At 67.3% G+C, this 21,960-nt stretch carries 17 protein-coding genes and 1 tRNA gene; 2 read left to right on the forward strand and 16 right to left on the reverse strand.

Annotation, left to right across the window (positions count from 1 at the left end):
- Positions 1 to 69: 69 nt before the first annotated feature.
- The 16 genes from fusA to OO63_RS10205 all read right to left on the reverse strand — a co-directional run bounded on the left by fusA (position 70) and on the right by OO63_RS10205 (position 19,358).
- Positions 70 to 2,196 (reverse strand): elongation factor G, encoded by a 2,127-nt coding sequence (gene fusA / locus OO63_RS10130; protein ID WP_030359025.1) that lies wholly within the window; start codon positions 2,194 to 2,196, stop codon positions 70 to 72.
- A 39-nt stretch (positions 2,197 to 2,235) separates the two neighbouring features.
- Positions 2,236 to 2,706, reverse strand: coding sequence for a 30S ribosomal protein S7 (rpsG, locus tag OO63_RS10135; protein ID WP_003974303.1), 471 nt, complete (start codon positions 2,704 to 2,706; stop codon positions 2,236 to 2,238).
- Positions 2,707 to 2,708: 2 nt separating this feature from the next.
- A complete protein-coding gene (gene rpsL / locus OO63_RS10140; protein ID WP_003948652.1) occupies positions 2,709 to 3,080 on the reverse strand; it encodes a 30S ribosomal protein S12 in 372 nt (123 codons plus the stop codon).
- Positions 3,081 to 3,397: 317 nt separating this feature from the next.
- Positions 3,398 to 3,964, reverse strand: coding sequence for a DUF1707 and DUF4190 domain-containing protein (locus tag OO63_RS10145; RefSeq protein ID WP_199819498.1), 567 nt, complete (start codon positions 3,962 to 3,964; stop codon positions 3,398 to 3,400).
- A gap of 108 nt (positions 3,965 to 4,072) precedes the next feature.
- On the reverse strand, positions 4,073 to 7,984 hold the full coding sequence (locus tag OO63_RS10150; protein ID WP_030359027.1) for a DNA-directed RNA polymerase subunit beta': 3,912 nt from the start codon (positions 7,982 to 7,984) through the stop codon (positions 4,073 to 4,075).
- A 94-nt stretch (positions 7,985 to 8,078) separates the two neighbouring features.
- Positions 8,079 to 11,564, reverse strand: a complete 3,486-nt coding sequence (gene rpoB, locus OO63_RS10155) for a DNA-directed RNA polymerase subunit beta (RefSeq protein WP_033263996.1) — start codon at positions 11,562 to 11,564, stop codon at positions 8,079 to 8,081.
- A gap of 599 nt (positions 11,565 to 12,163) precedes the next feature.
- Positions 12,164 to 12,553, reverse strand: coding sequence for a 50S ribosomal protein L7/L12 (rplL, locus tag OO63_RS10160; protein ID WP_016645187.1), 390 nt, complete (start codon positions 12,551 to 12,553; stop codon positions 12,164 to 12,166).
- A 112-nt stretch (positions 12,554 to 12,665) separates the two neighbouring features.
- Positions 12,666 to 13,193: a 50S ribosomal protein L10 gene (rplJ, locus tag OO63_RS10165; protein WP_030359029.1), complete on the reverse strand. Its 528-nt coding sequence runs from the start codon at positions 13,191 to 13,193 to the stop codon at positions 12,666 to 12,668.
- Positions 13,194 to 13,527: 334 nt separating this feature from the next.
- Positions 13,528 to 14,385, reverse strand: a complete 858-nt coding sequence (locus tag OO63_RS10170; RefSeq protein ID WP_030359030.1) for an SCO4651 family lipoprotein — start codon at positions 14,383 to 14,385, stop codon at positions 13,528 to 13,530.
- A gap of 126 nt (positions 14,386 to 14,511) precedes the next feature.
- Complete coding sequence (locus OO63_RS10175) at positions 14,512 to 15,411, reverse strand: SCO4651 family lipoprotein (RefSeq protein WP_030359031.1); 900 nt, start codon at positions 15,409 to 15,411, stop codon at positions 14,512 to 14,514.
- Between the two features lie 218 nt (positions 15,412 to 15,629).
- The gene (rplA, locus tag OO63_RS10180; RefSeq protein ID WP_030359032.1) at positions 15,630 to 16,352 is read right to left on the reverse strand and encodes a 50S ribosomal protein L1; all 723 of its coding nucleotides are present in this window, start codon (positions 16,350 to 16,352) and stop codon (positions 15,630 to 15,632) included.
- Positions 16,353 to 16,456: 104 nt separating this feature from the next.
- Positions 16,457 to 16,891: a 50S ribosomal protein L11 gene (gene rplK, locus OO63_RS10185; RefSeq protein ID WP_030359033.1), complete on the reverse strand. Its 435-nt coding sequence runs from the start codon at positions 16,889 to 16,891 to the stop codon at positions 16,457 to 16,459.
- A 214-nt stretch (positions 16,892 to 17,105) separates the two neighbouring features.
- Entirely contained in the window at positions 17,106 to 17,633 is a 528-nt protein-coding gene (locus OO63_RS10190) for a hypothetical protein (RefSeq protein WP_030359034.1), read from the reverse strand.
- 266 nt (positions 17,634 to 17,899) lie between these two features.
- Positions 17,900 to 18,814 carry a transcription termination/antitermination protein NusG gene (gene nusG / locus OO63_RS10195; RefSeq protein WP_030359035.1) on the reverse strand — a complete coding sequence of 305 codons (915 nt, stop codon included), beginning with the start codon at positions 18,812 to 18,814 and terminating at the stop codon, positions 17,900 to 17,902.
- 77 nt (positions 18,815 to 18,891) lie between these two features.
- Complete coding sequence (secE, locus tag OO63_RS10200; RefSeq protein ID WP_030359036.1) at positions 18,892 to 19,179, reverse strand: preprotein translocase subunit SecE; 288 nt, start codon at positions 19,177 to 19,179, stop codon at positions 18,892 to 18,894.
- A 106-nt stretch (positions 19,180 to 19,285) separates the two neighbouring features.
- A tRNA-Trp gene (locus tag OO63_RS10205) sits at positions 19,286 to 19,358 on the reverse strand.
- Positions 19,359 to 19,550: 192 nt separating this feature from the next.
- On the opposite strand from OO63_RS10205, the gene OO63_RS10210 reads away from it, so the two are divergent.
- Together OO63_RS10210 and OO63_RS10215 are read left to right on the forward strand one after the other, a co-directional pair.
- Positions 19,551 to 20,801: a pyridoxal phosphate-dependent aminotransferase gene (locus OO63_RS10210; protein WP_030359038.1), complete on the forward strand. Its 1,251-nt coding sequence runs from the start codon at positions 19,551 to 19,553 to the stop codon at positions 20,799 to 20,801.
- Between the two features lie 128 nt (positions 20,802 to 20,929).
- A complete protein-coding gene (locus OO63_RS10215; protein WP_030359039.1) occupies positions 20,930 to 21,949 on the forward strand; it encodes an adenosine deaminase in 1,020 nt (339 codons plus the stop codon).
- The last annotated feature ends 11 nt before the right edge of the window (positions 21,950 to 21,960 follow it).

Consider the following 21,960-nt stretch of genomic DNA (forward strand, 5'->3'; position numbering starts at 1 on the left):
TCCGTCCCGGTAGGGGCTGGAATGACCCGGATGCTCCGGAGTCAAGCCTAAAGCGTGTACTCGGGTGAGTTACTCGCCCTTGGCCTTCGCGATGATCTCCTCGGCGACGTTCCGCGGAACCTCGGCGTAGGAGTCGAACTGCATCGAGTAGCTTGCGCGACCCGACGTCTTGCTGCGGAGGTCTCCGACGTAGCCGAACATCTCCGAGAGGGGCACGAGGCCCTTCACGACGCGAGCGCCGCTGCGCTCCTCCATGGCCTGGATCTGGCCACGGCGGGAGTTGATGTCGCCGATGACGTCGCCCATGTAGTCCTCGGGCGTGGTGACCTCGACGGCCATCATCGGCTCGAGCAGCACGGGCTTGGCCTGCCGCGCGGCCTCCTTGAAGGCCTGCGAACCGGCGATCTTGAAGGCGAGCTCGGAGGAGTCGACCTCGTGGTAGGCGCCGTCGATGAGCGTGACGCGGACGCCCGTCATCTCGTAGCCCGCCAGGATGCCGAACTGCATGGCCTCCTGCGCACCGGCGTCCACCGACGGGATGTACTCCCGCGGGATGCGGCCACCGGTGACCTTGTTCACGAACTCGTACGACGCGTCGCCGTCGAGGATCGGCTCGATCGCGATCTGCACCTTGGCGAACTGACCGGTACCACCGGTCTGCTTCTTGTGGGTGTAGTCCACGCGCTCGACGGCCCGACGGATCGTCTCGCGGTACGCGACCTGCGGCTTGCCGACGTTCGCCTCGACGCGGAACTCGCGCTTCATGCGGTCGACGAGCACCTCGAGGTGAAGCTCGCCCATACCACCGATGATGGTCTGGCCGGTCTCCTCGTCCGAGTGAACCTGGAAGGAGGGGTCCTCCTCCGAGAGACGCTGGATGGCGACACCCAGCTTCTCCTGGTCACCCTTGGACTTCGGCTCGATGGCGACCTGGATGACCGGGGCCGGGAAGTCCATGGACTCCAGGATGACCGGGGCCTTGTCGTCACAGAGCGTCTCGCCCGTGGTGGTCTGCTTCAGACCCATGACGGCGACGATGTCACCGGCGCCCACCGACTCGATCTCCTCACGCTTGTTCGCGTGCATGCGGTAGATCTTGCCGATGCGCTCCTTCTTGCCCTTCACGGAGTTCAGCACCGCGGTGCCGGAGTCCAGGCGACCGGAGTAGATCCGGACGAAGGTGAGCTTGCCGAGGTGCGGGTCGCTCGCGATCTTGAACGCGAGGGCCGACAGCGGCTCGTCGTCGGACGGCTTGCGCTTGACGACCTGCTCCGGGTCCTTGACGTCGTGGCCCTCGATGGCCTCGACGTCCAGGGGGGAGGGCAGGTAGCGCACGACGGCGTCGAGCAGGGGCTGGACGCCCTTGTTCTTGAACGCGGTGCCACAGAAGACCGGGGTCACCGTGGTGTCCCCGCCCTTGCCGGAGGCGATGGTGATGCGACGGATGGCCGCGTACAGCTGCTCCTCGGTGGGCTCCTGGCCCTCCAGGTACAGCTCCATCATCTGCTCGTCGTTCTCGGCGACGGCCTCGAGCAGCTTGCCGCGGTACTCCTCGGCAGCCTCGGTGTGCGTCTCCGGGATGTCGACGATGTCGTAGGCCTCGCCCATCTTGGTCTCGGCGGACCAGACGAAGGCCTTCATCGTGACGAGGTCGACGACGCCCTTGAAGTCAGCCTCCGCGCCGATGGGCAGCTGCATGACGATCGGGGTCGCACCGAGGCGGTCGACGATCATGTCGACGCAGCGGTGGAACTCGGCACCCGTGCGGTCGAGCTTGTTGACGAAGCAGATGCGCGGGACGCCGTAGCGGTCCGCCTGACGCCACACGGTCTCGGACTGGGGCTCAACGCCGGCGACACCGTCGAACACCGTGACAGCACCGTCGAGCACGCGGAGCGAACGCTCCACCTCGACCGTGAAGTCGACGTGCCCGGGGGTGTCAATGATGTTGATCGTGTGGTCGACGTCGTTCAGCGGCCAGTGACAGGTGGTGGCAGCAGAGGTGATCGTGATGCCACGCTCCTGCTCCTGCTCCATCCAGTCCATCGTGGCGGCGCCGTCGTGGACCTCACCGATCTTGTACGAGACACCGGTGTAGAACAGGATCCGCTCGGTGGTCGTCGTCTTGCCCGCGTCGATGTGAGCCATGATGCCGATGTTGCGCACCTTGGCCAGGTCAAGTGAAGTGGTAGCCATATCGGCTCAGTCTTCTCTCGGTCTCGATGTGGGTAGCGACTACCAGCGGTAGTGCGCGAAGGCCTTGTTGGACTCGGCCATCTTGTGGGTGTCCTCGCGCTTCTTCACAGCGGCACCGAGGCCGTTGGAGGCGTCGAGGAGCTCGTTGAGCAGACGCTCGGTCATGGTCTTCTCGCGACGGGCGCGGGAGTAACCCACCAGCCAGCGCAGGGCCAGCGTGTTGGCGCGACCGGGCTTGACCTCGATCGGCACCTGGTAGGTGGCGCCACCGACGCGGCGGGACTTGACCTCGAGGGTCGGCTTGATGTTCTCGAGCGCGCGCTTCAGCGTGATGACCGGGTCGTTGCCCGTCTTCTCACGCAGACCCTCCATGGCGCCGTAGACGATGCGCTCGGCGGTGGAGCGCTTGCCGTTCAGCAGCACCTTGTTGATGAGGGAGGTCACCAGAGGAGAGCCGTAGACCGGGTCGATGATGACCGGGCGCTTCGGGGCGGGGCCCTTACGAGGCATTCTTACTTCTCCTTCTTGGCGCCGTAGCGGCTGCGGGCCTGCTTGCGGTTCTTGACACCCTGGGTGTCGAGGGAACCCCGGATGATCTTGTAGCGAACACCGGGCAGGTCCTTCACACGGCCGCCGCGCACGAGCACGATGGAGTGCTCCTGCAGGTTGTGTCCCTCACCCGGAATGTAAGCAGTGACCTCGATCCCGCTGGTCAGACGCACACGCGCGACCTTACGCAGGGCCGAGTTCGGCTTCTTCGGGGTGGTCGTGAACACACGCGTGCAGACGCCACGACGCTGAGGGGAACCCTCGAGTGCGGGCGTCTTGTTCTTCTCGACCTTGTCCTGCCGGCCCTTGCGGACCAGCTGCTGGATCGTAGGCACTACTTCTCCGGTTTCTGTGTGCCGAATAGTAAAGCTAACCTGGAACGTCGCCGACCCACGCGGTCGGGTGTGTCGAATGCTGCAGACTCCCGCTGAAGGCGGAGAGAGCGCAGATTGCGGTGGCCGGTATCGAACTCGCCGTGCGGCTGAAGACACGCACACGAGCCCGGGCACACCCCAGGCACAAGGTCTGAGCGTACCTACCTCATTGGCTGCGGTCAAAACAAATACCCCGGACCCCGGACACGCCGGGGTCACCTCGCGCCCCAGGTGCGCGAGTGCCCCCTTTGTGCTGTTGGTCGGCCTTGCGGCCCCCGTCAGCCCGAAGCCGCCGAAACGATCAGCAGCAACAGCAGTGCCCACCCCACGATCGCCAGCCAGCCCAGGGCCAGGCCCGCGACCGCCTGGCCGTCGCCCTGCTCGTGGGTCTGGCGGATCTCGGCGCGGGCCATGTGGCCGAGGATGACCGCGGGCACGGCCGAGGCGCCGAACGTGAAGAACGTCGCAATCCCGCACACCATCGCCGCGGTGGCCTTGCCGTTCGTGGGCGCCGCGGGCATGAAGGTGGGCGGGACCACCATCGGGGCCTGCTGGAAGGCGGCCGGGCCCTGGGGCAGGTCGGCGACGAGGAGGCTGAGGTCCCCCACCGTGCGGGCCTGGTACGCGCGCTCGACCCGGCGCTCGTACTCCTCCTTCTGCAGCCGCCCCTCGGCGAAGCCCGCGCGCAGCACGTCGACGGCGCGCTCACGGTCGGAGTGGGCGGCCAGCATCGACGGCTGGCCCTGCGCAGGGCGCATGGCGGGCAGTCCCTGGTGAGGCGGCCCCTGGTGAGACGGCCCCTGATGGGGCGGCCACGCCCCCGGCTGCCACGACGGATCCGTCATGCATGCCTCCCCCGCACGTTGTGTGCCCTCCATGATGCGCCAACGCGCCGCGGGGCGGCCACCCGACCTTCGTCGGACGACCGCCCCGCGGTGGTGCGCTGCGCGCTCTTACTGGTTGTACGGACCGTAGTCGTAGTCCTCCAGCGGCACGGCCTGACCCGAACCCGTCCCGAAGGGCGAGTAGTCGATGTCGTCGTAGCCGACGGCCGAGTACATCGCGGCCTTGGCCTCCTCGGTCGGCTCGACCCGGATGTTGCGGTAGCGGGACAGGCCCGTACCGGCCGGGATGAGCTTACCGATGATGACGTTCTCCTTGAGGCCGATGAGGCTGTCGGACTTGGCGTTGATCGCCGCATCCGTCAGGACTCGGGTCGTCTCCTGGAAGGAGGCGGCCGACAGCCAGGACTCCGTCGCCAGCGAGGCCTTGGTGATACCCATCAGCTGCGGACGGCCGGAGGCGGGGTGACCGCCCTCGGTGACCACACGACGGTTCTCGGTCTCGAACTTCGAGCGCTCCACGAGCTCGCCGGGCAGCAGCTCGGCGTCGCCGGACTCGATGATCGTCACGCGGCGCAGCATCTGCCGGATGATGATCTCGATGTGCTTGTCGTGGATCGACACGCCCTGCGAGTTGTAGACCTTCTGGACCTCTCCGACCAGGTGGACCTGGACGGCGCGCTGGCCGAGGATCCGGAGCACGTCGTGCGGGTTGGTGGCACCCACGGTGAGCTTCTGGCCCACCTCGACGTGGTCGCCCTCGCCCACCAGGAGACGGGCACGCTTCGAGATCGGGAACGCCGTCTCGTCGCTGCCGTCGTCCGGGGTGACGACGAGCTTCTTGGTCTTCTCGGTCTCCTCGATGCGGACGCGGCCCGCGGCCTCGGAGATCGGGGCGACACCCTTCGGCGTACGAGCCTCGAAGAGCTCGACGACACGGGGCAGACCCTGGGTGATGTCGTCACCGGCCACACCACCGGTGTGGAAGGTACGCATCGTCAGCTGCGTGCCGGGCTCACCGATGGACTGGGCGGCGATGATGCCGACCGCCTCACCGATGTCGACCAGCTTGCCGGTGGCGAGCGAGCGGCCGTAGCAGAAGGCACAGGTGCCGACCGCGGACTCACAGGTCAGGACCGAGCGGGTCTTGACCTCCTCGACGCCGTTGGCGACCAGGGCGTCGATGAGCACGTCACCGAGGTCGACGTTGGCCGGCGCGATGACCTTGCCGTCGATGACGACGTCCTCGGCCAGCATGCGGGCGTACACGGACGTCTCGACGTTCTCCGTCTTGCGGAGCACGCCGTCCTCGCCACGGACCGCGATCTTCAGCTTCAGACCGCGCTCGGTGCCACAGTCCTCCTCGCGAATGATGACGTCCTGGGAGACGTCGACCAGACGACGGGTGAGGTAACCGGAGTCGGCGGTACGAAGGGCGGTGTCCGCGAGACCCTTACGGGCACCGTGCGTGGAGATGAAGTACTCCAGCACGGACAGGCCCTCACGGAAGGACGCCTTAATGGGACGCGGGATGGTCTCGTTCTTCGCGTTCGACACCAGACCACGCATACCGGCGATCTGCCGCATCTGCATCATGTTTCCTCGGGCACCCGAGTCAACCATCATGAAGATGGGGTTGGTCTTGGGGAAGTTCGCGTTCATCGCCTCGGCGACCTCGTTGGTCGCCTTGGTCCAGATCGCGATGAGCTCCTGCGTGCGCTCTTCCTTGGTGATCAGACCGCGCTCGTACTGCTTCTGGACCTTCTCGTCCTGCGCCTCGTAGCCCGCGACGATCGCCTTCTTGGCCTCGGGGACCACGACGTCGGAGATGGCCACGGTGACACCGGAACGGGTAGCCCAGTAGAAGCCCGCCGCCTTCAGGTTGTCGAGCGTCGCCGCCACGATGACCTTGGGGTAGCGCTCGGCCAGGTCGTTGACGATCTCGGAGAGCTGCTTCTTGCCCACCGAGTAGTCGACGAACGGGTAGTCCTCGGGCAGCAGCTCGTTGAAGAGCGCGCGGCCCAGGGTCGTGCGCAGCCGGAAGCTGTCGCCCTGCTGGTACGCGCCGCCGAGGGCGTCGTCGCCGTCCTCGTCGACCGGCGGGGTCCAGCCGCGGGGCGGGAAGGTGCCCACCGGGAAGCGGATGTCGACCTTCGCCTGGAGCGAGAGCTCCTTGGCGTCGAACGCCATGATCGCCTCGGCCGTGGAGCCGAAGGACCGGCCCTCGCCCTTGACCTCGCGCTCCTCTTCGTCCGTGGTGAGGAAGAAGAGGCCGAGCACCATGTCCTGGGTGGGCATGGTGACGGGGCGGCCGTCGGCGGGCTTGAGGATGTTGTTCGAGGACAGCATCAGGATGCGGGCCTCGGCCTGCGCCTCCGCGGAGAGCGGCAGGTGCACGGCCATCTGGTCACCGTCGAAGTCCGCGTTGAACGCGGTGCAGACGAGTGGGTGGATCTGGATGGCCTTGCCCTCGACCAGCTGCGGCTCGAAGGCCTGGATGCCGAGGCGGTGCAGCGTGGGCGCACGGTTCAGGAGAACCGGGTGCTCGGCGATGACCTCTTCGAGGACGTCGTACACGACCGTGCGGCCGCGCTCGACCATCCGCTTGGCGCTCTTGATGTTCTGCGCGTGGTTCAGGTCGACCAGGCGCTTCATCACGAACGGCTTGAAGAGCTCGAGCGCCATCGCCTTCGGCAGACCGCACTGGTGCAGCTTCAGCTGCGGACCGACGACGATCACGGAACGCGCGGAGTAGTCCACACGCTTGCCGAGGAGGTTCTGACGGAAGCGGCCCTGCTTGCCCTTGAGCATGTCGGACAGCGACTTCAGCGGACGGTTGCCGGGGCCCGTGACCGGGCGACCACGACGGCCGTTGTCGAAGAGCGCGTCGACGGCCTCCTGGAGCATGCGCTTCTCGTTGTTCACGATGATCTCGGGCGCACCGAGGTCGAGAAGGCGCTTCAGGCGGTTGTTGCGGTTGATCACGCGGCGGTACAGGTCGTTCAGGTCGGAGGTCGCGAAGCGGCCACCGTCCAGCTGCACCATCGGACGCAGGTCCGGCGGGATGACCGGCACGCAGTCCAGAACCATGCCCTTGGGGCTGTTGCTGGTCTGCAGGAACGCGGAGACGACCTTGAGGCGCTTGAGCGCACGGGTCTTCTTCTGGCCCTTGCCGGTGCGGATGATCTCGCGGAGGCGCTCGGCCTCCTCGTCGAGGTCGAAGGACTCCAGGCGCTTCTGCAGCGCCGCGGCACCCATCGAGCCGTCGAAGTACGTGCCGAAGCGGTCACGCAGCTCGCGGTAGAGCAGCTCGTCGCCCTCGAGGTCCTGGACCTTGAGGTTCTTGAAGCGGTTCCACACCTCGTCGAGACGGTCGATCTCGCGCTGCGCACGGTCGCGCAGCTGCTTCATCTCGCGCTCGGCACCTTCGCGCACCTTGCGGCGCACGTCGGCCTTGGCGCCCTCGGCCTCCAGCTCGGCCAGGTCGGTCTCGAGCTTCTTGGCGCGGGCCTCGAGGTCCGCGTCGCGGCGGTTCTCGATCTGCTGGCGCTCCACGGAGACATGCGCCTCCAGGGAGGGCAGGTCGCGGGTGCGGCGCTCCTCGTCCACGAACGTGATCATGTACGCGGCGAAGTAGATGACCTTCTCGAGGTCCTTCGGCGCGAGGTCGAGGAGGTAGCCGAGGCGCGACGGGACGCCCTTGAAGTACCAGATGTGCGTGACGGGCGCGGCCAGCTCGATGTGGCCCATCCGCTCACGGCGCACCTTGGCGCGAGTGACCTCGACGCCGCAGCGCTCACAGATGATGCCCTTGAAGCGGACGCGCTTGTACTTGCCGCAGTAGCACTCCCAGTCCCGGGTCGGACCGAAGATCTTCTCGCAGAAGAGTCCGTCCTTTTCGGGCTTGAGGGTGCGGTAGTTGATGGTCTCGGGCTTCTTGACCTCGCCGTGGCTCCACTGACGGATGTCGTCAGCGGTGGCCAGACCGATCCGGAGCTCATCGAAGAAGTTGACGTCGAGCACTATGCGTCAATCCCTCTCAGGGTTGTAAGTCTTAGGGGTCTGAAACGGGGGTCCTGGGGCCGGCGGGCTCATCTCTGAGCCCGCCGGACTCCCGTCAGACCTCTTCGACGCTGCTCGGCTCGCGCCGGGACAGGTCGATACCGAGCTCCTCCGCCGCGCGGAAGACGTCCTCATCCGTGTCGCGCATCTCGATGGACATGCCGTCCGAGGACAGCACCTCCACGTTGAGGCAGAGCGACTGCATTTCCTTGATGAGCACCTTGAAGGACTCGGGAATGCCGGGCTCGGGGATGTTCTCGCCCTTGACGATGGCCTCGTAGACCTTCACGCGGCCGGTCACGTCGTCGGACTTGATCGTCAGCAGCTCCTGGAGGGCGTAGGCGGCGCCGTATGCCTCAAGGGCCCACACCTCCATCTCTCCGAAGCGCTGTCCACCGAACTGCGCCTTACCACCCAGCGGCTGCTGGGTGATCATCGAGTACGGACCGGTCGACCGGGCGTGCAGCTTGTCGTCGACCAGGTGGTGCAGCTTGAGGATGTACATGTACCCGACCGAGATCGGGTCCGGGAACGGCTCGCCGGAGCGGCCGTCGAACAGACGCGCCTTGCCGGAGGGGAGCACCATGCGCTCGCCGTCGCGGTTCGGGATCGTGTGCTGGAGCAGACCGGCCAGCTCGCCCTCGCGGGCACCGTCGAAGACCGGGGTCGCGACGTTCGTGCCCGGGGCGACCGAGTCGGCGCCGATCGCCTGCAGGCGCTGTGCCCACTCGTCCCCGAGGCCGGAGACGTCCCAGCCGCGGCTGGCGAGCCAGCCGAGGTGGATCTCCAGGACCTGTCCCGGGTTCATTCGGGACGGGACACCCAGCGGGTTGAGGATGATGTCGACCGGAGTTCCGTCCTCGAGGAACGGCATGTCCTCGATGGGCAGGATCTTCGAGATGACGCCCTTGTTGCCGTGACGGCCGGCGAGCTTGTCACCGTCCGTGATCTTGCGCTTCTGCGCCACGTAGACACGAACCAGCTGGTTCACGCCCGGCGGCAGCTCGTCGCCCTCTTCACGGTCGAAGACGCGGACGCCGATGACCTTGCCGATCTCGCCGTGCGGGACCTTCAGGGAGGTGTCACGGACCTCGCGGGCCTTCTCACCGAAGATCGCGCGGAGCAGGCGCTCCTCCGGCGTCAGCTCGGTCTCACCCTTGGGCGTGACCTTGCCGACGAGGATGTCGCCGGCGACGACCTCGGCACCGATACGGATGATGCCGCGCTCGTCGAGGTCGGCGAGGACCTCCTCGGAGACGTTCGGGATGTCCCGGGTGATCTCCTCCGGGCCGAGCTTGGTGTCACGGGCGTCGACCTCGTGCTCCTCGATGTGGATCGAGGAGAGGACGTCGTCCTGCACGAGGCGCTGCGACAGGATGATCGCGTCCTCGTAGTTGTGACCCTCCCACGGCATGAACGCCACGAGCAGGTTCTTGCCGAGGGCCATCTCGCCCTCTTCGGTGGCCGGACCGTCGGCGAGGACCTGGCCCTCGATGACGCGGGCACCCTCCTCGACGACGACCTTCTGGTTCACCGAGGTGCCCTGGTTGGACCGGGAGAACTTCGCGACGCGGTACGTGGTGTACGTGCCGTCGTCGTTGGTGACGGTGACGTAGTCCGCGGAGACCTCCTGGACCACACCCGCCTTCTCGGCCTTGATCACGTCACCGGCGTCGACCGCGCAGCGGTACTCCATGCCGGTGCCGACGAGGGGGGCCTCGGCGGTGATCAGCGGCACGGCCTGACGCATCATGTTCGCGCCCATGAGGGCACGGTTGGCGTCGTCGTGCTCGAGGAAGGGGATCATGGCCGTCGCGACCGACACCATCTGGCGCGGCGAGACGTCCATGTAGTCCACGTCGGAACCGGCGACGTAGTCGACCTCGCCACCACGGCGGCGGACCAGGACGCGGTTCTCGGCGAACCGGAGGTCATCGGTCAGCGGCGCGTTGGCCTGGGCGATGACGAACCGGTCCTCCTCGTCGGCGGTCAGGTAGTCCACCTCGTCGGTGACCTGGTCGTCGACGACCTTGCGGTACGGCGTCTCGACGAAGCCGAAGGCGTTCACACGGCCGTAGGAGGCCAGCGAACCGATCAGACCGATGTTCGGGCCTTCGGGCGTCTCGATCGGGCACATGCGGCCGTAGTGAGACGGGTGCACGTCACGGACCTCGAAGCCGGCCCGCTCACGGGAGAGACCACCCGGGCCAAGAGCCGACAGACGGCGCTTGTGGGTGAGACCCGACAGCGGGTTGTTCTGGTCCATGAACTGCGACAGCTGGCTGGTGCCGAAGAACTCCTTGATGGAGGCGACGACCGGCCGGATGTTGATCAGCGTCTGCGGCGTGATCGCCTCGACGTCCTGCGTCGTCATGCGCTCACGCACGACGCGCTCCATACGAGCCAGACCCGTGCGGACCTGGTTCTGGATGAGCTCGCCGACGTTGCGCAGGCGGCGGTTGCCGAAGTGGTCGATGTCGTCGGTCTCGACGACGATGCCCACACCGCTGTCACCGACGGTCTCGGTCTCACCGGCGTGCAGCTTCACCAGGTACTTGATCGAGGCGATGATGTCCTCGACCGTCAGGACGCCCGCGTCGAGCGGCGCGTCCGCACCCAGCTTCTTGTTGACCTTGTAGCGGCCGACCTTCGCGAGGTCGTAGCGCTTCGGGTTGAAGTAGAGGTTCTCGAGCAGCGTCTGCGCGGCCTCGCGGGTCGGCGGCTCGCCCGGACGGAGCTTGCGGTAGATGTCGAGCAGCGCGTCGTCCTGGCCCTGGGTGTGGTCCTTCTCCAGGGTGGCGCGCATGGACTCGTACTCGCCGAACTCCTCGAGGATCTGCTCGGTGGTCCAGCCGAGAGCCTTCAGGAGGACGGTGACCGACTGCTTGCGCTTGCGGTCGATGCGGACACCGACCATGTCGCGCTTGTCGATCTCCATCTCGAGCCAGGCACCCCGGGACGGGATGATCTTGGCGGAGAAGATGTCCTTGTCGGACGTCTTGTCGATGGAGGAGTCGAAGTAGACGCCGGGCGAACGGACCAGCTGCGACACCACGACACGCTCGGTGCCGTTGATGACGAAGGTGCCCTTGTTCGTCATGAGCGGGAAGTCGCCCATGAAGACCGTCTGGGACTTGATCTCACCGGTCTCGTTGTTGGTGAACTCGGCGGTGACGAAGAGCGGGGCGGCGAACGTGAAGTCGCGCTCCTTGCACTCGTCGATGGAGTTCTTCGGAGGCTCGAAACGGTGGTCGCGGAAGGTCAGCGACATCGACCCGGAGAAGTCCTCGATCGGGGAGATCTCCTCGAAGATCTCCTCCAGACCGGACTTGGTGGGGACGTCCTGTCCGCTTTCCAGAGCCGCCTCGACACGAGCCTTCCACGCGTCGTTGCCGAGCAGCCAGTCAAAGCTTTCGGTCTGCAGCGCAAGAAGGTTCGGAACCTCGAGGGGCTCCTTGATCTTTGCAAAGGAGATGCGCAGCGGGGCGGTGCTGGCGCCGTTGTTCGTATTCGCGGTCGAGGCAGTGCGCGAGGCGGCCAAGAGGGGGTCCTTCCGAGGGCTCGGACTCACTACGCGCGTACCGGTCCCAAGCTGGCAGAGAGACAGAAATCCCAGGTCAGGGTGGTTTCAGTCCACGGTGCTCAAGCATGGGCATGCCCCTGGTGACGGGCAGGAGGCAGCTAACAGGCAGCGCAAAGGGTCAGTGTAGCCACCTGGCCCACTGATGTCCAGTCCCGGTTTTTGGAGACCCTCGTTGTTCTCAACACCTGCGGCAAGCCACGTCCTCAACGCACATCGATACTGCCCTCTTCGTCGCCGATCCATGCCTCGGATGCGGATCGTTGTGACGACGCGTCCTGAGAATTGCGCGCTGCGTGCGGTTCGTCAAGGCCCCCCATGCCCGGACGAGGCCTGGCGTCGTCGCCGTCACGGCCTGTCGCCAGGCACAACGAAGATCACCATACTCGCCGCGACCGACAGTGCAAGGCAGCCGCCGCACGCGTGCCCGGGAACGCCGAAAGGCGACCACCCACATGGGTGATCGCCGTTCGGTGTGTGTGCGTTACAGCCCGGGGGCCGCGAGCACACGGAAGAGTCAGAAGACTCGCGCCACGCGCCCGTGGGCGCGCGGCGAGGTGTTACTTGACCTCGACGGAGGCGCCGGCGCCCTTGAGGGCCTCGGCGGCCTTCTCCGCGGCGTCCTTGGCGACCTTCTCGAGGACCGGCTTCGGGGTGCCGTCGACGAGGTCCTTGGCCTCCTTCAGACCCAGGGAGGTCAGCTCGCGCACGACCTTGATGACCTGGATCTTCTTGTCGCCGGCGCCGGTGAGGATGACGTCGAACTCGTCCTGCTCCTCGGCGGCCTCGGCGGCGGCGCCACCAGCGGCACCACCGGCGACGACGACCGGCGCGGCAGCGGCGGCGGTGACGTCGAACTTCTCCTCGAAGGCCTTCACGAACTCGGAGAGCTCGATGAGGGTCATCTCTTCGAACTGGGCAAGCAGGTCGTCCTGGCTGAGCTTCGCCATGATGGCGGTCCTTCCACTAATTCGGCGGGTGCCGGATGTACATGAGAGGCGGGCTGTACTAGTGGCCCGCATACGACCGTCGCCTCAGGCGGCGGTCACTGTGCGAGCCGAATTACTCGGCACCGCCCTGCTCGGCCTGCTTGGCGCGAAGCGCGTCCACGGTGCGGACGAGCTTCGACGGGAGCGCCTGGAAGACAGAGGCAGCCTGGGACTGCTTGCCCTTCATGGCACCCGCCAGCTTGCTGAGCAGAACCTCGCGGGACTCGAGGTCCGCAAGCTTCTTGATCTCGTCGGCGGTCAGCGCCTTGCCGTCAAGGACACCGCCCTTGATGACGAGAGAGGGGTTGTCCTTGGCGAAGTCACGAAGACCCTTCGCCGCCTCGACCGGGTCACCGGTCACGAAGGCGACAGCCGTCGAGCCCTTGAGGTGCTCGTCCAGCTGGATCCCGGCCTCGTTGGCCGCGATCTTGGTCAGCGTGTTCTTCACCACACGGTACTGAGCGTTCTCGCCGAGAGAACGGCGAAGCTCCTTGAGCTGCGCCACGGACAGTCCGGTGTAAGAAGTGACAACAGCAGCGTTGGAGTCGCGCAGCTTCTGCGTGATCTCCTCGACGGCTGCGACCTTGTCGGACGTCGCCATGAGCCTCGGCCTCCTTCCGGGGTGATGATCCTCGACTGACCTTTCGATCAGCCACGTGTCGCCGGACCGCCTGAATCAGGCACACAGGAAGGGGTTCTGCACAAAACGAAACGCCCCGGCGCAGGCGCACGGGGCGTGAGCTCGACCTGACGGAGAACCGTCCGGGAGCACTTCCACAGTCACCTACGCGGGTCGTCCGCAGCTTCAGCGGATCCTTCGGCCACCGCACCCTCTTGCGAGCACACGGCAACGACCAGCGGTCTTTGGCTTCTGTGGAAGCGTACGCGAACGGATCCGCGTCAGGCAAATCGGGTCGGTCCGGGCCGGCCGGGGATCAGCCCTGGGCGCCCTTCATCTCCTTGGCGATGTCCATGACCTGGCTCGCCGGCGGGGCCGTGATGGTCACCTTCTTGTTGTAGTCGATGAAGGTGATGGTCATGTCGAGGGGTCCCTTGTCGCCCTTGCCGCGGGCGCGGAACTGCTTGGTGTGGTCCTCGCCGTCGATCCACATGTCCATCGTGAGCTTCTCGACGCCCATGTCCTCGTACTGCTTGAAGCTCTTCTCGCGGCGCTTCTTGGTGGCCGCGTCCTCGTCCTTCATGAGCTCGCGCAGCCGGTCCATCGTGACCGTGCCCGTGTAGCGGGTGGTCTCGACGCCCTCGACCTTCTCGGTGCCGACCTTCTTCAGGTCGTCGGAGCCGGTGAGGAGCGTGGACTGGTCGGCCGGGTTGTTGTCCGCCTGGGCGGAGAGCGAGGTGCCGCCGGGCTTGTCCGTGCCCTTGCCCAGGCCCTTGGCGGGGAACTTGATCCAGCTCTTGCCGTCCATCTCCTTGGCGGCTTCCTTGCCGCCGCCGAGGTAGAGGCCGCCGCCGACGAGCCGGATCTCCGCCTTCTGCGGGACGCCCTTGTCGGTCGCGCTCATCTCCATCCGCATGGCGAGCGGCTTGGTGCTCATGGCCGCCTCGGCCTTGACCCGGCCGTCGCCCGGGACCTTGCCGTCCATGCGGAAGGTGAACGAGGTCAGGTCCTCGCTCTTGGCCGCGGCCTTCTTCACGGCCGCCGCGGGTGCCATGTCGCCCCCCGCCTTGTCGGACTTCTCCGACCCGCAGCTGACCGCACCACCCGCGAGCAGCACGGCGGCGAGCGCGGCGCCCGCGGTTCTCTTGCGTCCCGTACGTACGGAAATGCTCATGACCCCACCCCTAGGAACATTTGGTTCATTTATTGCCCGGCCGAGATTACCCGAAGGTAGGCGGGGCCTTCCTCCGGGTTCTTCGGCGGCCGGGCTCACCTGCGGCGGGGCGGGGCCGGAGCGGTCCTACATGCTCGGCTGCTGGTTCATCAGGTCCTTGAAGTCCGCCGTGTCGTCGGCAGGGGGCTCCTCGGCGGAGACCTCGGTGCCGTAGTCGCTGTAGTACGCGGTGGCGGAGAGCCGGCCGGTCTTCATCTCGCCGCGCTCGGTCTTCTTCACGAGCAGGTTCTCGTCGTTGACCCAGATGTCGATGGTCTCCGTCGTGATCCCGGCCTGCTCCAACTGCTTCTTCATGTCGGCGAGTTGGGACTCGCTCAGGCCGGAGCTCTGCTCCGCGAGCTCGGCGACGTTCACGGTGCCGGAGTAGTGCGTGGTGTCCACGCCGCGCACCTTCTCCTCGCCGACCTTCTTCACGTCACCGGAGGCGAGCAGCATCTTCACCGACTGGTGCGGCGTGCTGTTCTGCATCGCGTCCTTCATGTACGCGCCCGAGCCGCCGCCTATCCGCTCCAGGTCGTCGTAGGCGTACTTCACCCAGTGCTTGCCGCCGGCCTGGGCGGCGAACTGCTCGCCCATCTTCGCGTAGTAGGCCTCGGGCAGATAGCGGGCCTCCATCGAGGTCGTGCCGGCCCGGCGCATCGTCTCCGCCATCTGGCCACCGGTGTACGTGATGGTCATGTTGCCGGTGAGGCCGTCGGCCCAGCCGAGGGCACCCTCGGCCTTCATCGACATCACGGAGCCCATGGTGGTCTCGGACTCCACCTTGGCCGAATCCGCCTTGTCGGTGGTGTTCTCGATGGTCCGGAGCGCGGCGATGGGGCTCACGCCCAGGCCGCCCTTGCCGGACCCCTTGGCCTTGTCGGAGTCCCCCGAGTCGTCCGAGGAGCCGCAGGCCGCGACCCCGCCGGTCAGGGCCACCGCGGCCGCGACCGCCAGCGCCAGGCGTCGCGCAGTCGTGCTGTTCATGTCGTCCCACCCCTTGCGTCCATGGAGAGCCAGCACGCTAGCGCAGCCCGCTCGTCCGCGTGTCTCCCCGAGTCCATCTCCGTACGCGGTCCGTGCGCCGCACCGCGCGCACCGGCACCGCCCGTCCCCGGGCGTGTACCCGAAAAACGGGACGGGCCCCGCACCGGAAATGGTTGCGGGGCCCGTCACAATCGCGCCAGGCGCGGCTGCCGTCAGATTCAGACGGCGGCCGGGTCCTCCTCGACGAGGAGGTTGCGGGTGCGGTTGGAGTCCAGCGGGATGCCGGGGCCCATCGTCGTGGTGACGGCGGCCTTCTTGATGTAGCGACCCTTGGCGGCCGACGGCTTCAGACGGAGGATCTCCTCCAGGGCCGCGGCGTAGTTCTCCACCAGCTTGGTGTCGTCGAAGGACACCTTGCCGATGATGAAGTGCAGGTTCGAGTGCTTGTCGACGCGGAACTCGATCTTGCCGCCCTTGATGTCGTTGACAGCCTTCACGACGTCGGGGGTGACGGTGCCGGTCTTCGGGTTCGGCATCAGACCACGCGGACCGAGCACGCGGCCGAGGCGGCCGACCTTGCCCATGAGGTCCGGGGTGGCGACGACGGCGTCGAAGTCCAGGCGGCCCTTCGCGACCTCGTCGATCAGCTCGTCGGCGCCGACGATGTCGGCCCCAGCGGCTTCCGCGGCCGCAGCACGGTCACCGGTCGCGAAGACCAGGACCCGGGCGGTCTTGCCGGTGCCGTGCGGGAGGTTCACGGTGCCACGGACCATCTGGTCGGCCTTGCGCGGGTCGACGCCCAGACGCATGGCGACCTCGACGGTGCCGTCGAACTTGGTCGCGGAGGTCTCCTTGGCGAGACGGACGGCCTCGAGCGGGGCGTACAGCTTCTCCCGGTCGATCTTGGCGTCCGCAGCGCGGAGAGTCTTGCTGCGCTTCACTTCTACTCCTGAGGTTCAGGTTTGGAGTTCGTGGTCCGGGCCAGCGCCTGGCCCTGCCACTTCAGGTCACGGTGCCGACTGTGCGGCTCCGTCGGGAGCTGTGATCAGCCCTCGACCGTGATGCCCATGGAACGGGCGGTGCCGGCGATGATCTTCGACGCGGCGTCCAGGTCGTTCGCGTTGAGGTCGGGCATCTTGGTGGTGGCGATCTCGCGGACCTGCGCCTGAGTGATCTTGGCGACCTTGGTCTTGTGCGGCTCGCCGGAGCCCTTCTCCACGCCCGCGGCCTTGAGGATCATCTTGGCGGCCGGCGGCGTCTTGGTGATGAAGGTGAAGGAACGGTCCTCGTAGACCGTGATCTCCACCGGGATCACCCAGCCACGCTGCGACTCGGTCGCGGCGTTGTACGCCTTGCAGAACTCCATGATGTTCACGCCGTGCTGGCCCAGCGCGGGGCCGACCGGCGGCGCCGGGTTGGCGGCACCGGCCTGGATCTGGAGCTTGATGAGCCCCGTGACCTTCTTCTTCTTGGGAGGCATTGCTCTCTCCGGGTCCTAGTGAGAGTGTTGAGCCGCATCCGTGGCGATGATCATCGATAGTCGCGATCATCCGGATGGAGGCATACCGCACTACGATAACGGGTATCTCGGCGGGGCCCAAACCAGTACCTGGACAGACCTCGGGCCCCACCCCTCGCGGAGCGGGGCCCACGGCCCTCGGCACCCGGCTGCGACCACCGGGCAGCGGGTGCGCTCAGCAGCGCTTGGATGTCATGGCGTGGCCCGGCAGCGGGTCCCCGGGGGCGCGCAGCTCACCGATCGCCGCGGTGCACTCCGCTGCGGTGTCGGCGGGCAGCGACCAGAACTCCTGGACGTTGGTGTCGTTCCACCAGTCCTGACCGACGACCTCGTCCCGGGCGTAGCTGTACACGCCAGTGCTGACGTCGTAGTCCTTGACCTTGTCGCGGAAGCTCTTCCACACCCAGACGTAGCCATAGTTCTTCTTGCACCTGGGCGAGTAGAACTGCTTCACCGACGCGGCGTGCGCTCCCTTCCGGTCGATGTACGCGGTGGTGCCGATCTGGTAGGCGTCGGAACAGACCCCGGCCGCCTGGGCCTTGAGGCTCCGCGGGTTGCCGTCGGCCGAGGGCGCGGTCGACTGGGGCGCGGCCTTTCTGGCGTCGGGCGCGGGCGCGGGTCCTGTTCCGGCCAGCGCCGAGCCGGCGCCGAGCAGGACGAAGGCGCAGGCGGAGGCAGCAATCGCAGTCTTGCGGGCACGCATCAGGTGGTCCCCCTTGCTCGTCGGTGCAGGAACCCGGCCGCTATACCCGCACAGAGCACCACAAATCGCCGCTCATGGTGACAGGGATCCCCATAAGCGTGCTGAGGTGTCGTGGAGGAAGGGACCGGGCTTTTCCGTCTACAAGTGAGACAGCCCGGGGCACCCGATGGTTGTGGCGTGGAACACATTTGTTCGCCAAGGCCCACGACAAAGCCCCCGACCAGCGGTTTCCCGCCGGTCAGGGGCTCTGCGCGAAGATCTTCGAGCTAGTTCTTCTGGATCTGGTCGAAGCTCAGCTCGACCGGGGTCTCGCGGCCGAAGATCTCGACGAGGCCCTTGACCTTCTTCGAGTCGGCGTTGATCTCGTTGATCGTGGCCTGCAGCGTGGCGAACGGGCCGTCGGTGACGGTGACCGAGTCGCCGACCTCGAAGTCCAGGACCTGGACCTCGACCTTGCGGGCCGGAGCCGGCTTGCCCTCGGCCTCGGCGGCCTCGCGGGCGGCCTTCTCCTCGGCCTCCGGGGCGAGCATCTTGACGATCTCGTCCAGCGTCAGCGGGTACGGGTCGTAGGCGTTGCCGACGAAGCCGGTGACACCGGGGGTGTTGCGGACGACGCCCCAGGACTCGTTCGTCAGGTCCATGCGCACCAGGACGTAGCCCGGGAGCTTGTTCTGGCGGATGGTCTTGCGCTCGCCGTTCTTGATCTGGGCGACCTCTTCCTGCGGCACCTCGGCCTGGAAGATGAAGTCCTCGACGTTGAGCGAGACGGCGCGCTGCTCGAGGTTGGTCTTCACGCGGTTCTCGTAACCGGCGTAGGTGTGGATGACGTACCACTCGCCGGGCAGGCCGCGGAGTTCCTCGCGCAGGGCGGCGATGGGGTCGACCGGCTCGGCGGGCTCTTCGGCGACGGCGTCCTCGTCGGACTCCTCGTCGGCGACGGCCTCGGCCGCGTCGGCGTCCTCGTCGGTCTCGGCGACGTCGATGCCACCGGCCGCCGCTTCCTCGTCGGACTCCACGTGCAGAGCCGCCTCCTCGGCGGGCTCGCCCGCGGCGACGTCGGCAGCCTCGGCCTGGTCCGGGTCCTCGGCGTCCGCCGCCTCGACGATGTCGAGCTGGTCCTCCACGGACTCCGCCTGCTCTGCGCGCGGCTCGACGGCGTCGTTCAGGTTCGGGTCAGACACGGTGGCTGCTTCTTCCTGGATACATGGGGGTGGAACACGCGAAAGGGGCGCCTGGTGCGGCGCCCTTCGCTCTCGGCTCAGCCGAAGATGTACTTGATGAGGTTGCTGAACCCATAGTCAATCACGGTCACAAGGCCGATCATGATGACGACGAAGACGATCACGACTGTGGTGTACGTCGTGAGCTGGCTGCGCGTCGGCCAGACGACCTTGCGGAGCTCGGCAACGATCTGGCGGTAGAAGAGCGCCAGCCTGGCCAGCGGACCCTTCTTCCCTCGCTTGCCGCCCTTGCGCGCCTTCTTCTTGGAGTCCGGCGCCTCGTCCTGGGCATCAGGCATGTCGATGGAGCCCACGGCGTCCGTCACTCGTCTCACCTGATTCCGGGTCGTGGCCGTGCCGCGCCCGGTTGAGCCGCACGGCGGTGCATTGCAGTACGTACATGCGCACACATCCTGGCGAAGGTGTGTGTAGCAGGGCCGGAGGGACTTGAACCCCCAACCGCTGGTTTTGGAGACCAGTGCTCTACCAATTGAGCTACGACCCTTTGATTTCCCCCAACCTACAGCATCCGACCATGTGCACCGAGTGCTCTTGGAAGGTGCGGCCGGTGAGGGCCAACGACCAGTGAGTGTACGTGGTCCTGGGCCCCCCGTCGAACACGATGATCCGGCTCCGGATCGGGACGGTCCGCCAAACCCGTGTGTCGGGGCCGTTTCGGGTCTGGAACGATGGGCGCATGAGCGCTGTCACTCCTCCCACCGAGCGCCGGGTCTCCGCCCGAGTCGGCGCGATCTCCGAGTCCGCGACCCTCGCCGTCGACGCCAAGGCCAAGGCCCTCAAGGCCGCCGGGCGCCCGGTGATCGGTTTCGGCGCGGGCGAGCCGGACTTCCCGACCCCGGACTACATCGTCGAAGCGGCCGTCGAGGCCTGCAAGAACCCGAAGTACCACCGCTACACGCCCGCGGGCGGCCTGCCCGAGCTGAAGGCCGCGATCGCCGCGAAGACGCTGCGCGACTCCGGGTACGAGCCCGAGGTCTCCGAGATCCTGGTGACCAACGGCGGCAAGCAGGCCATCTACGAGGCGTTCGCCGCGATCCTCGACCCGGGCGACGAGGTCATCGTGCCCGCGCCGTACTGGACGACGTACCCGGAGTCGATCCGCCTCGCGGGCGGCGTCCCCGTGGACGTCGTCGCCGACGAGACCACCGGCTACCGCGTCTCCGTGGAGCAGCTGGAGGCCGCGCGCACCGAGAACACGAAGGTCGTGCTCTTCGTGTCCCCGTCGAACCCGACCGGCGCCGTCTACAGCCGTGAGGACGCGGAGGCCATCGGCCGCTGGGCCCTGGAGCACGGCCTGTGGGTCATGACGGACGAGATCTACGAGCACCTCGTCTACGGAGACGCGGCCACGCGCGGGAGCGCAGATCGACACAGCACGTCCCTGCCCTCCCTGCTGCCCGAGCTGCGCGACAAGTGCGTGGTCGTCAACGGCGTCGCGAAGACGTACGCCATGACCGGCTGGCGCGTGGGGTGGATCATCGGCCCGAAGGACGTGGTCAAGGCCGCGACGAACCTCCAGTCGCACGCCACGTCCAACGTCTCCAACGTCGCGCAGGCCGCCGCCATCGCCGCCGTCTCCGGTGACCTGACGGCCGTGGACAAGATGCGCGAGGCCTTCGACCGGCGCCGCCGCACGATCGTGCGGATGCTGAACGAGATCGACGGCGTGGTGTGCCCGGAGCCCGAGGGCGCGTTCTACGTCTACCCCTCGGTGAAGGCGCTCATCGGCAAGGAGATCCGCGGCAAGCGCCCGCAGGACTCCGTCGATCTTGCCGCGCTCATCCTGGAGGAGGTCGAGGTCGCGGTGGTCCCGGGCGAGGCCTTCGGGACGCCGGGCTACCTGCGGCTCTCGTACGCCCTCGGTGACGAGGACCTGGTCGAGGGTGTCTCGCGGATCCAGAAGCTGCTGGCGGAGGCCCGCGACTGACACGTATGTCCGGACGAGAAACGGACCACCGCATCACATGATGCGGTGGTCCGTTTCTTTGTTCAGGCGCGTACCCCATGGGAAAAAGCGGCTTCCGGGACGTGGGGTGCGTACGGCAAGATCCTGGAATGGAGCGCGTACGAGACGTAAGAGAGCTGCCGAAGGCCCATCTGCACCTGCACTTCACCGGGTCGATGCGGCCCTCGACGCTGCTTGAGCTCGCCGACAAGTACGGGGTCCATCTGCCGGAGGCCCTGACCGGGGGGACGCCGCCGAAGCTGCGGGCGACCGACGAGCGGGGCTGGTTCCGCTTCCAGCGGCTCTACGACATGGCGCGGTCCTGTCTGCGCGAGCCCGAGGACATCCAGCGCCTGGTGCGGGAGGCGGCCGAGGAGGACATCAGGGACGGGTCGGGGTGGCTGGAGATCCAGGTCGACCCGACGTCGTACGCGCCGCGGCTCGGCGGGCTCATCCCGGCCCTGGAGATCATCCTGGACGCCGTCGACACGGCCTCGCGCGAGACCGGGCTCGGGATGCGCGTCCTGGTCGCCGCGAACCGCATGAAGCACCCCTTGGACGCGCGCACGCTGGCCCGGCTCGCGGTGCGGTTGGCCGACCGGGGCGTCGTCGGCTTCGGGCTCTCCAACGACGAACGGCGCGGCATGGCGCGGGACTTCGACCGCGCCTTCGCCATCGCCCGTGACGGCGGCCTGCTCGCGGCCCCGCACGGCGGCGAGCTGAACGGGCCCGCCTCGGTGCGGGACTGCCTCGACGACCTGCACGCGCGGCGCATCGGGCACGGCGTGCGGGCGGCCGAGGACCCGCGGCTGTTGAAGCGGCTCGCGGAGCGGGGCGTGACCTGCGAGGTGTGCCCGGCGTCCAACGTGGCCCTCGGGGTCTACGAGAAGCCCGAGGACGTGCCCCTGCGGACGCTGTACGACGCCGGGGTGCCGATGGCGCTCGGCGCCGACGACCCGCTGCTCTTCGGCTCGCGCCTGGCCGCGCAGTACGAGATCGCGCGCGCCCACCACGGCTTCGACGACACCGAACTGGCCGAGCTCGCGCGGCAGTCGGTGCGCGGGTCGGCGGCGCCCGCGGACGTGCAGGAGAAGCTGCTGGCCGGGGTCGAGGAGTGGCTGGCGTCCTGACGTGTCCCCCG

The organism is Streptomyces alboflavus (assembly GCF_000716675.1).
Taxonomy (GTDB): Bacteria; Actinomycetota; Actinomycetes; order Streptomycetales; family Streptomycetaceae; genus Streptomyces; species Streptomyces alboflavus.

Excerpts from the sequence above, each read along its gene's own strand:
- rplJ (WP_030359029.1), bottom strand. The coding sequence starts at position 13,193 with ATGGCGACGTCCGACAAGGTCGCAGCCGTCGAGGAGATCACGCAGAAG.
- OO63_RS10210 (WP_030359038.1), top strand. The coding sequence starts at position 19,551 with ATGAGCGCTGTCACTCCTCCCACCGAGCGCCGGGTCTCCGCCCGAGTC.
- OO63_RS10175 (WP_030359031.1), bottom strand. The coding sequence starts at position 15,411 with ATGAACAGCACGACTGCGCGACGCCTGGCGCTGGCGGTCGCGGCCGCG.
- OO63_RS10145 (WP_199819498.1), bottom strand. The coding sequence starts at position 3,964 with ATGACGGATCCGTCGTGGCAGCCGGGGGCGTGGCCGCCCCATCAGGGG.
- rplL (WP_016645187.1), bottom strand. The coding sequence starts at position 12,553 with ATGGCGAAGCTCAGCCAGGACGACCTGCTTGCCCAGTTCGAAGAGATG.
- OO63_RS10215 (WP_030359039.1), top strand. The coding sequence starts at position 20,930 with ATGGAGCGCGTACGAGACGTAAGAGAGCTGCCGAAGGCCCATCTGCAC.
- rplK (WP_030359033.1), bottom strand. The coding sequence starts at position 16,891 with ATGCCTCCCAAGAAGAAGAAGGTCACGGGGCTCATCAAGCTCCAGATC.
- OO63_RS10190 (WP_030359034.1), bottom strand. The coding sequence starts at position 17,633 with ATGCGTGCCCGCAAGACTGCGATTGCTGCCTCCGCCTGCGCCTTCGTC.
- fusA (WP_030359025.1), bottom strand. The coding sequence starts at position 2,196 with ATGGCTACCACTTCACTTGACCTGGCCAAGGTGCGCAACATCGGCATC.
- OO63_RS10170 (WP_030359030.1), bottom strand. The coding sequence starts at position 14,385 with ATGAGCATTTCCGTACGTACGGGACGCAAGAGAACCGCGGGCGCCGCG.
- rpsG (WP_003974303.1), bottom strand. The coding sequence starts at position 2,706 with ATGCCTCGTAAGGGCCCCGCCCCGAAGCGCCCGGTCATCATCGACCCG.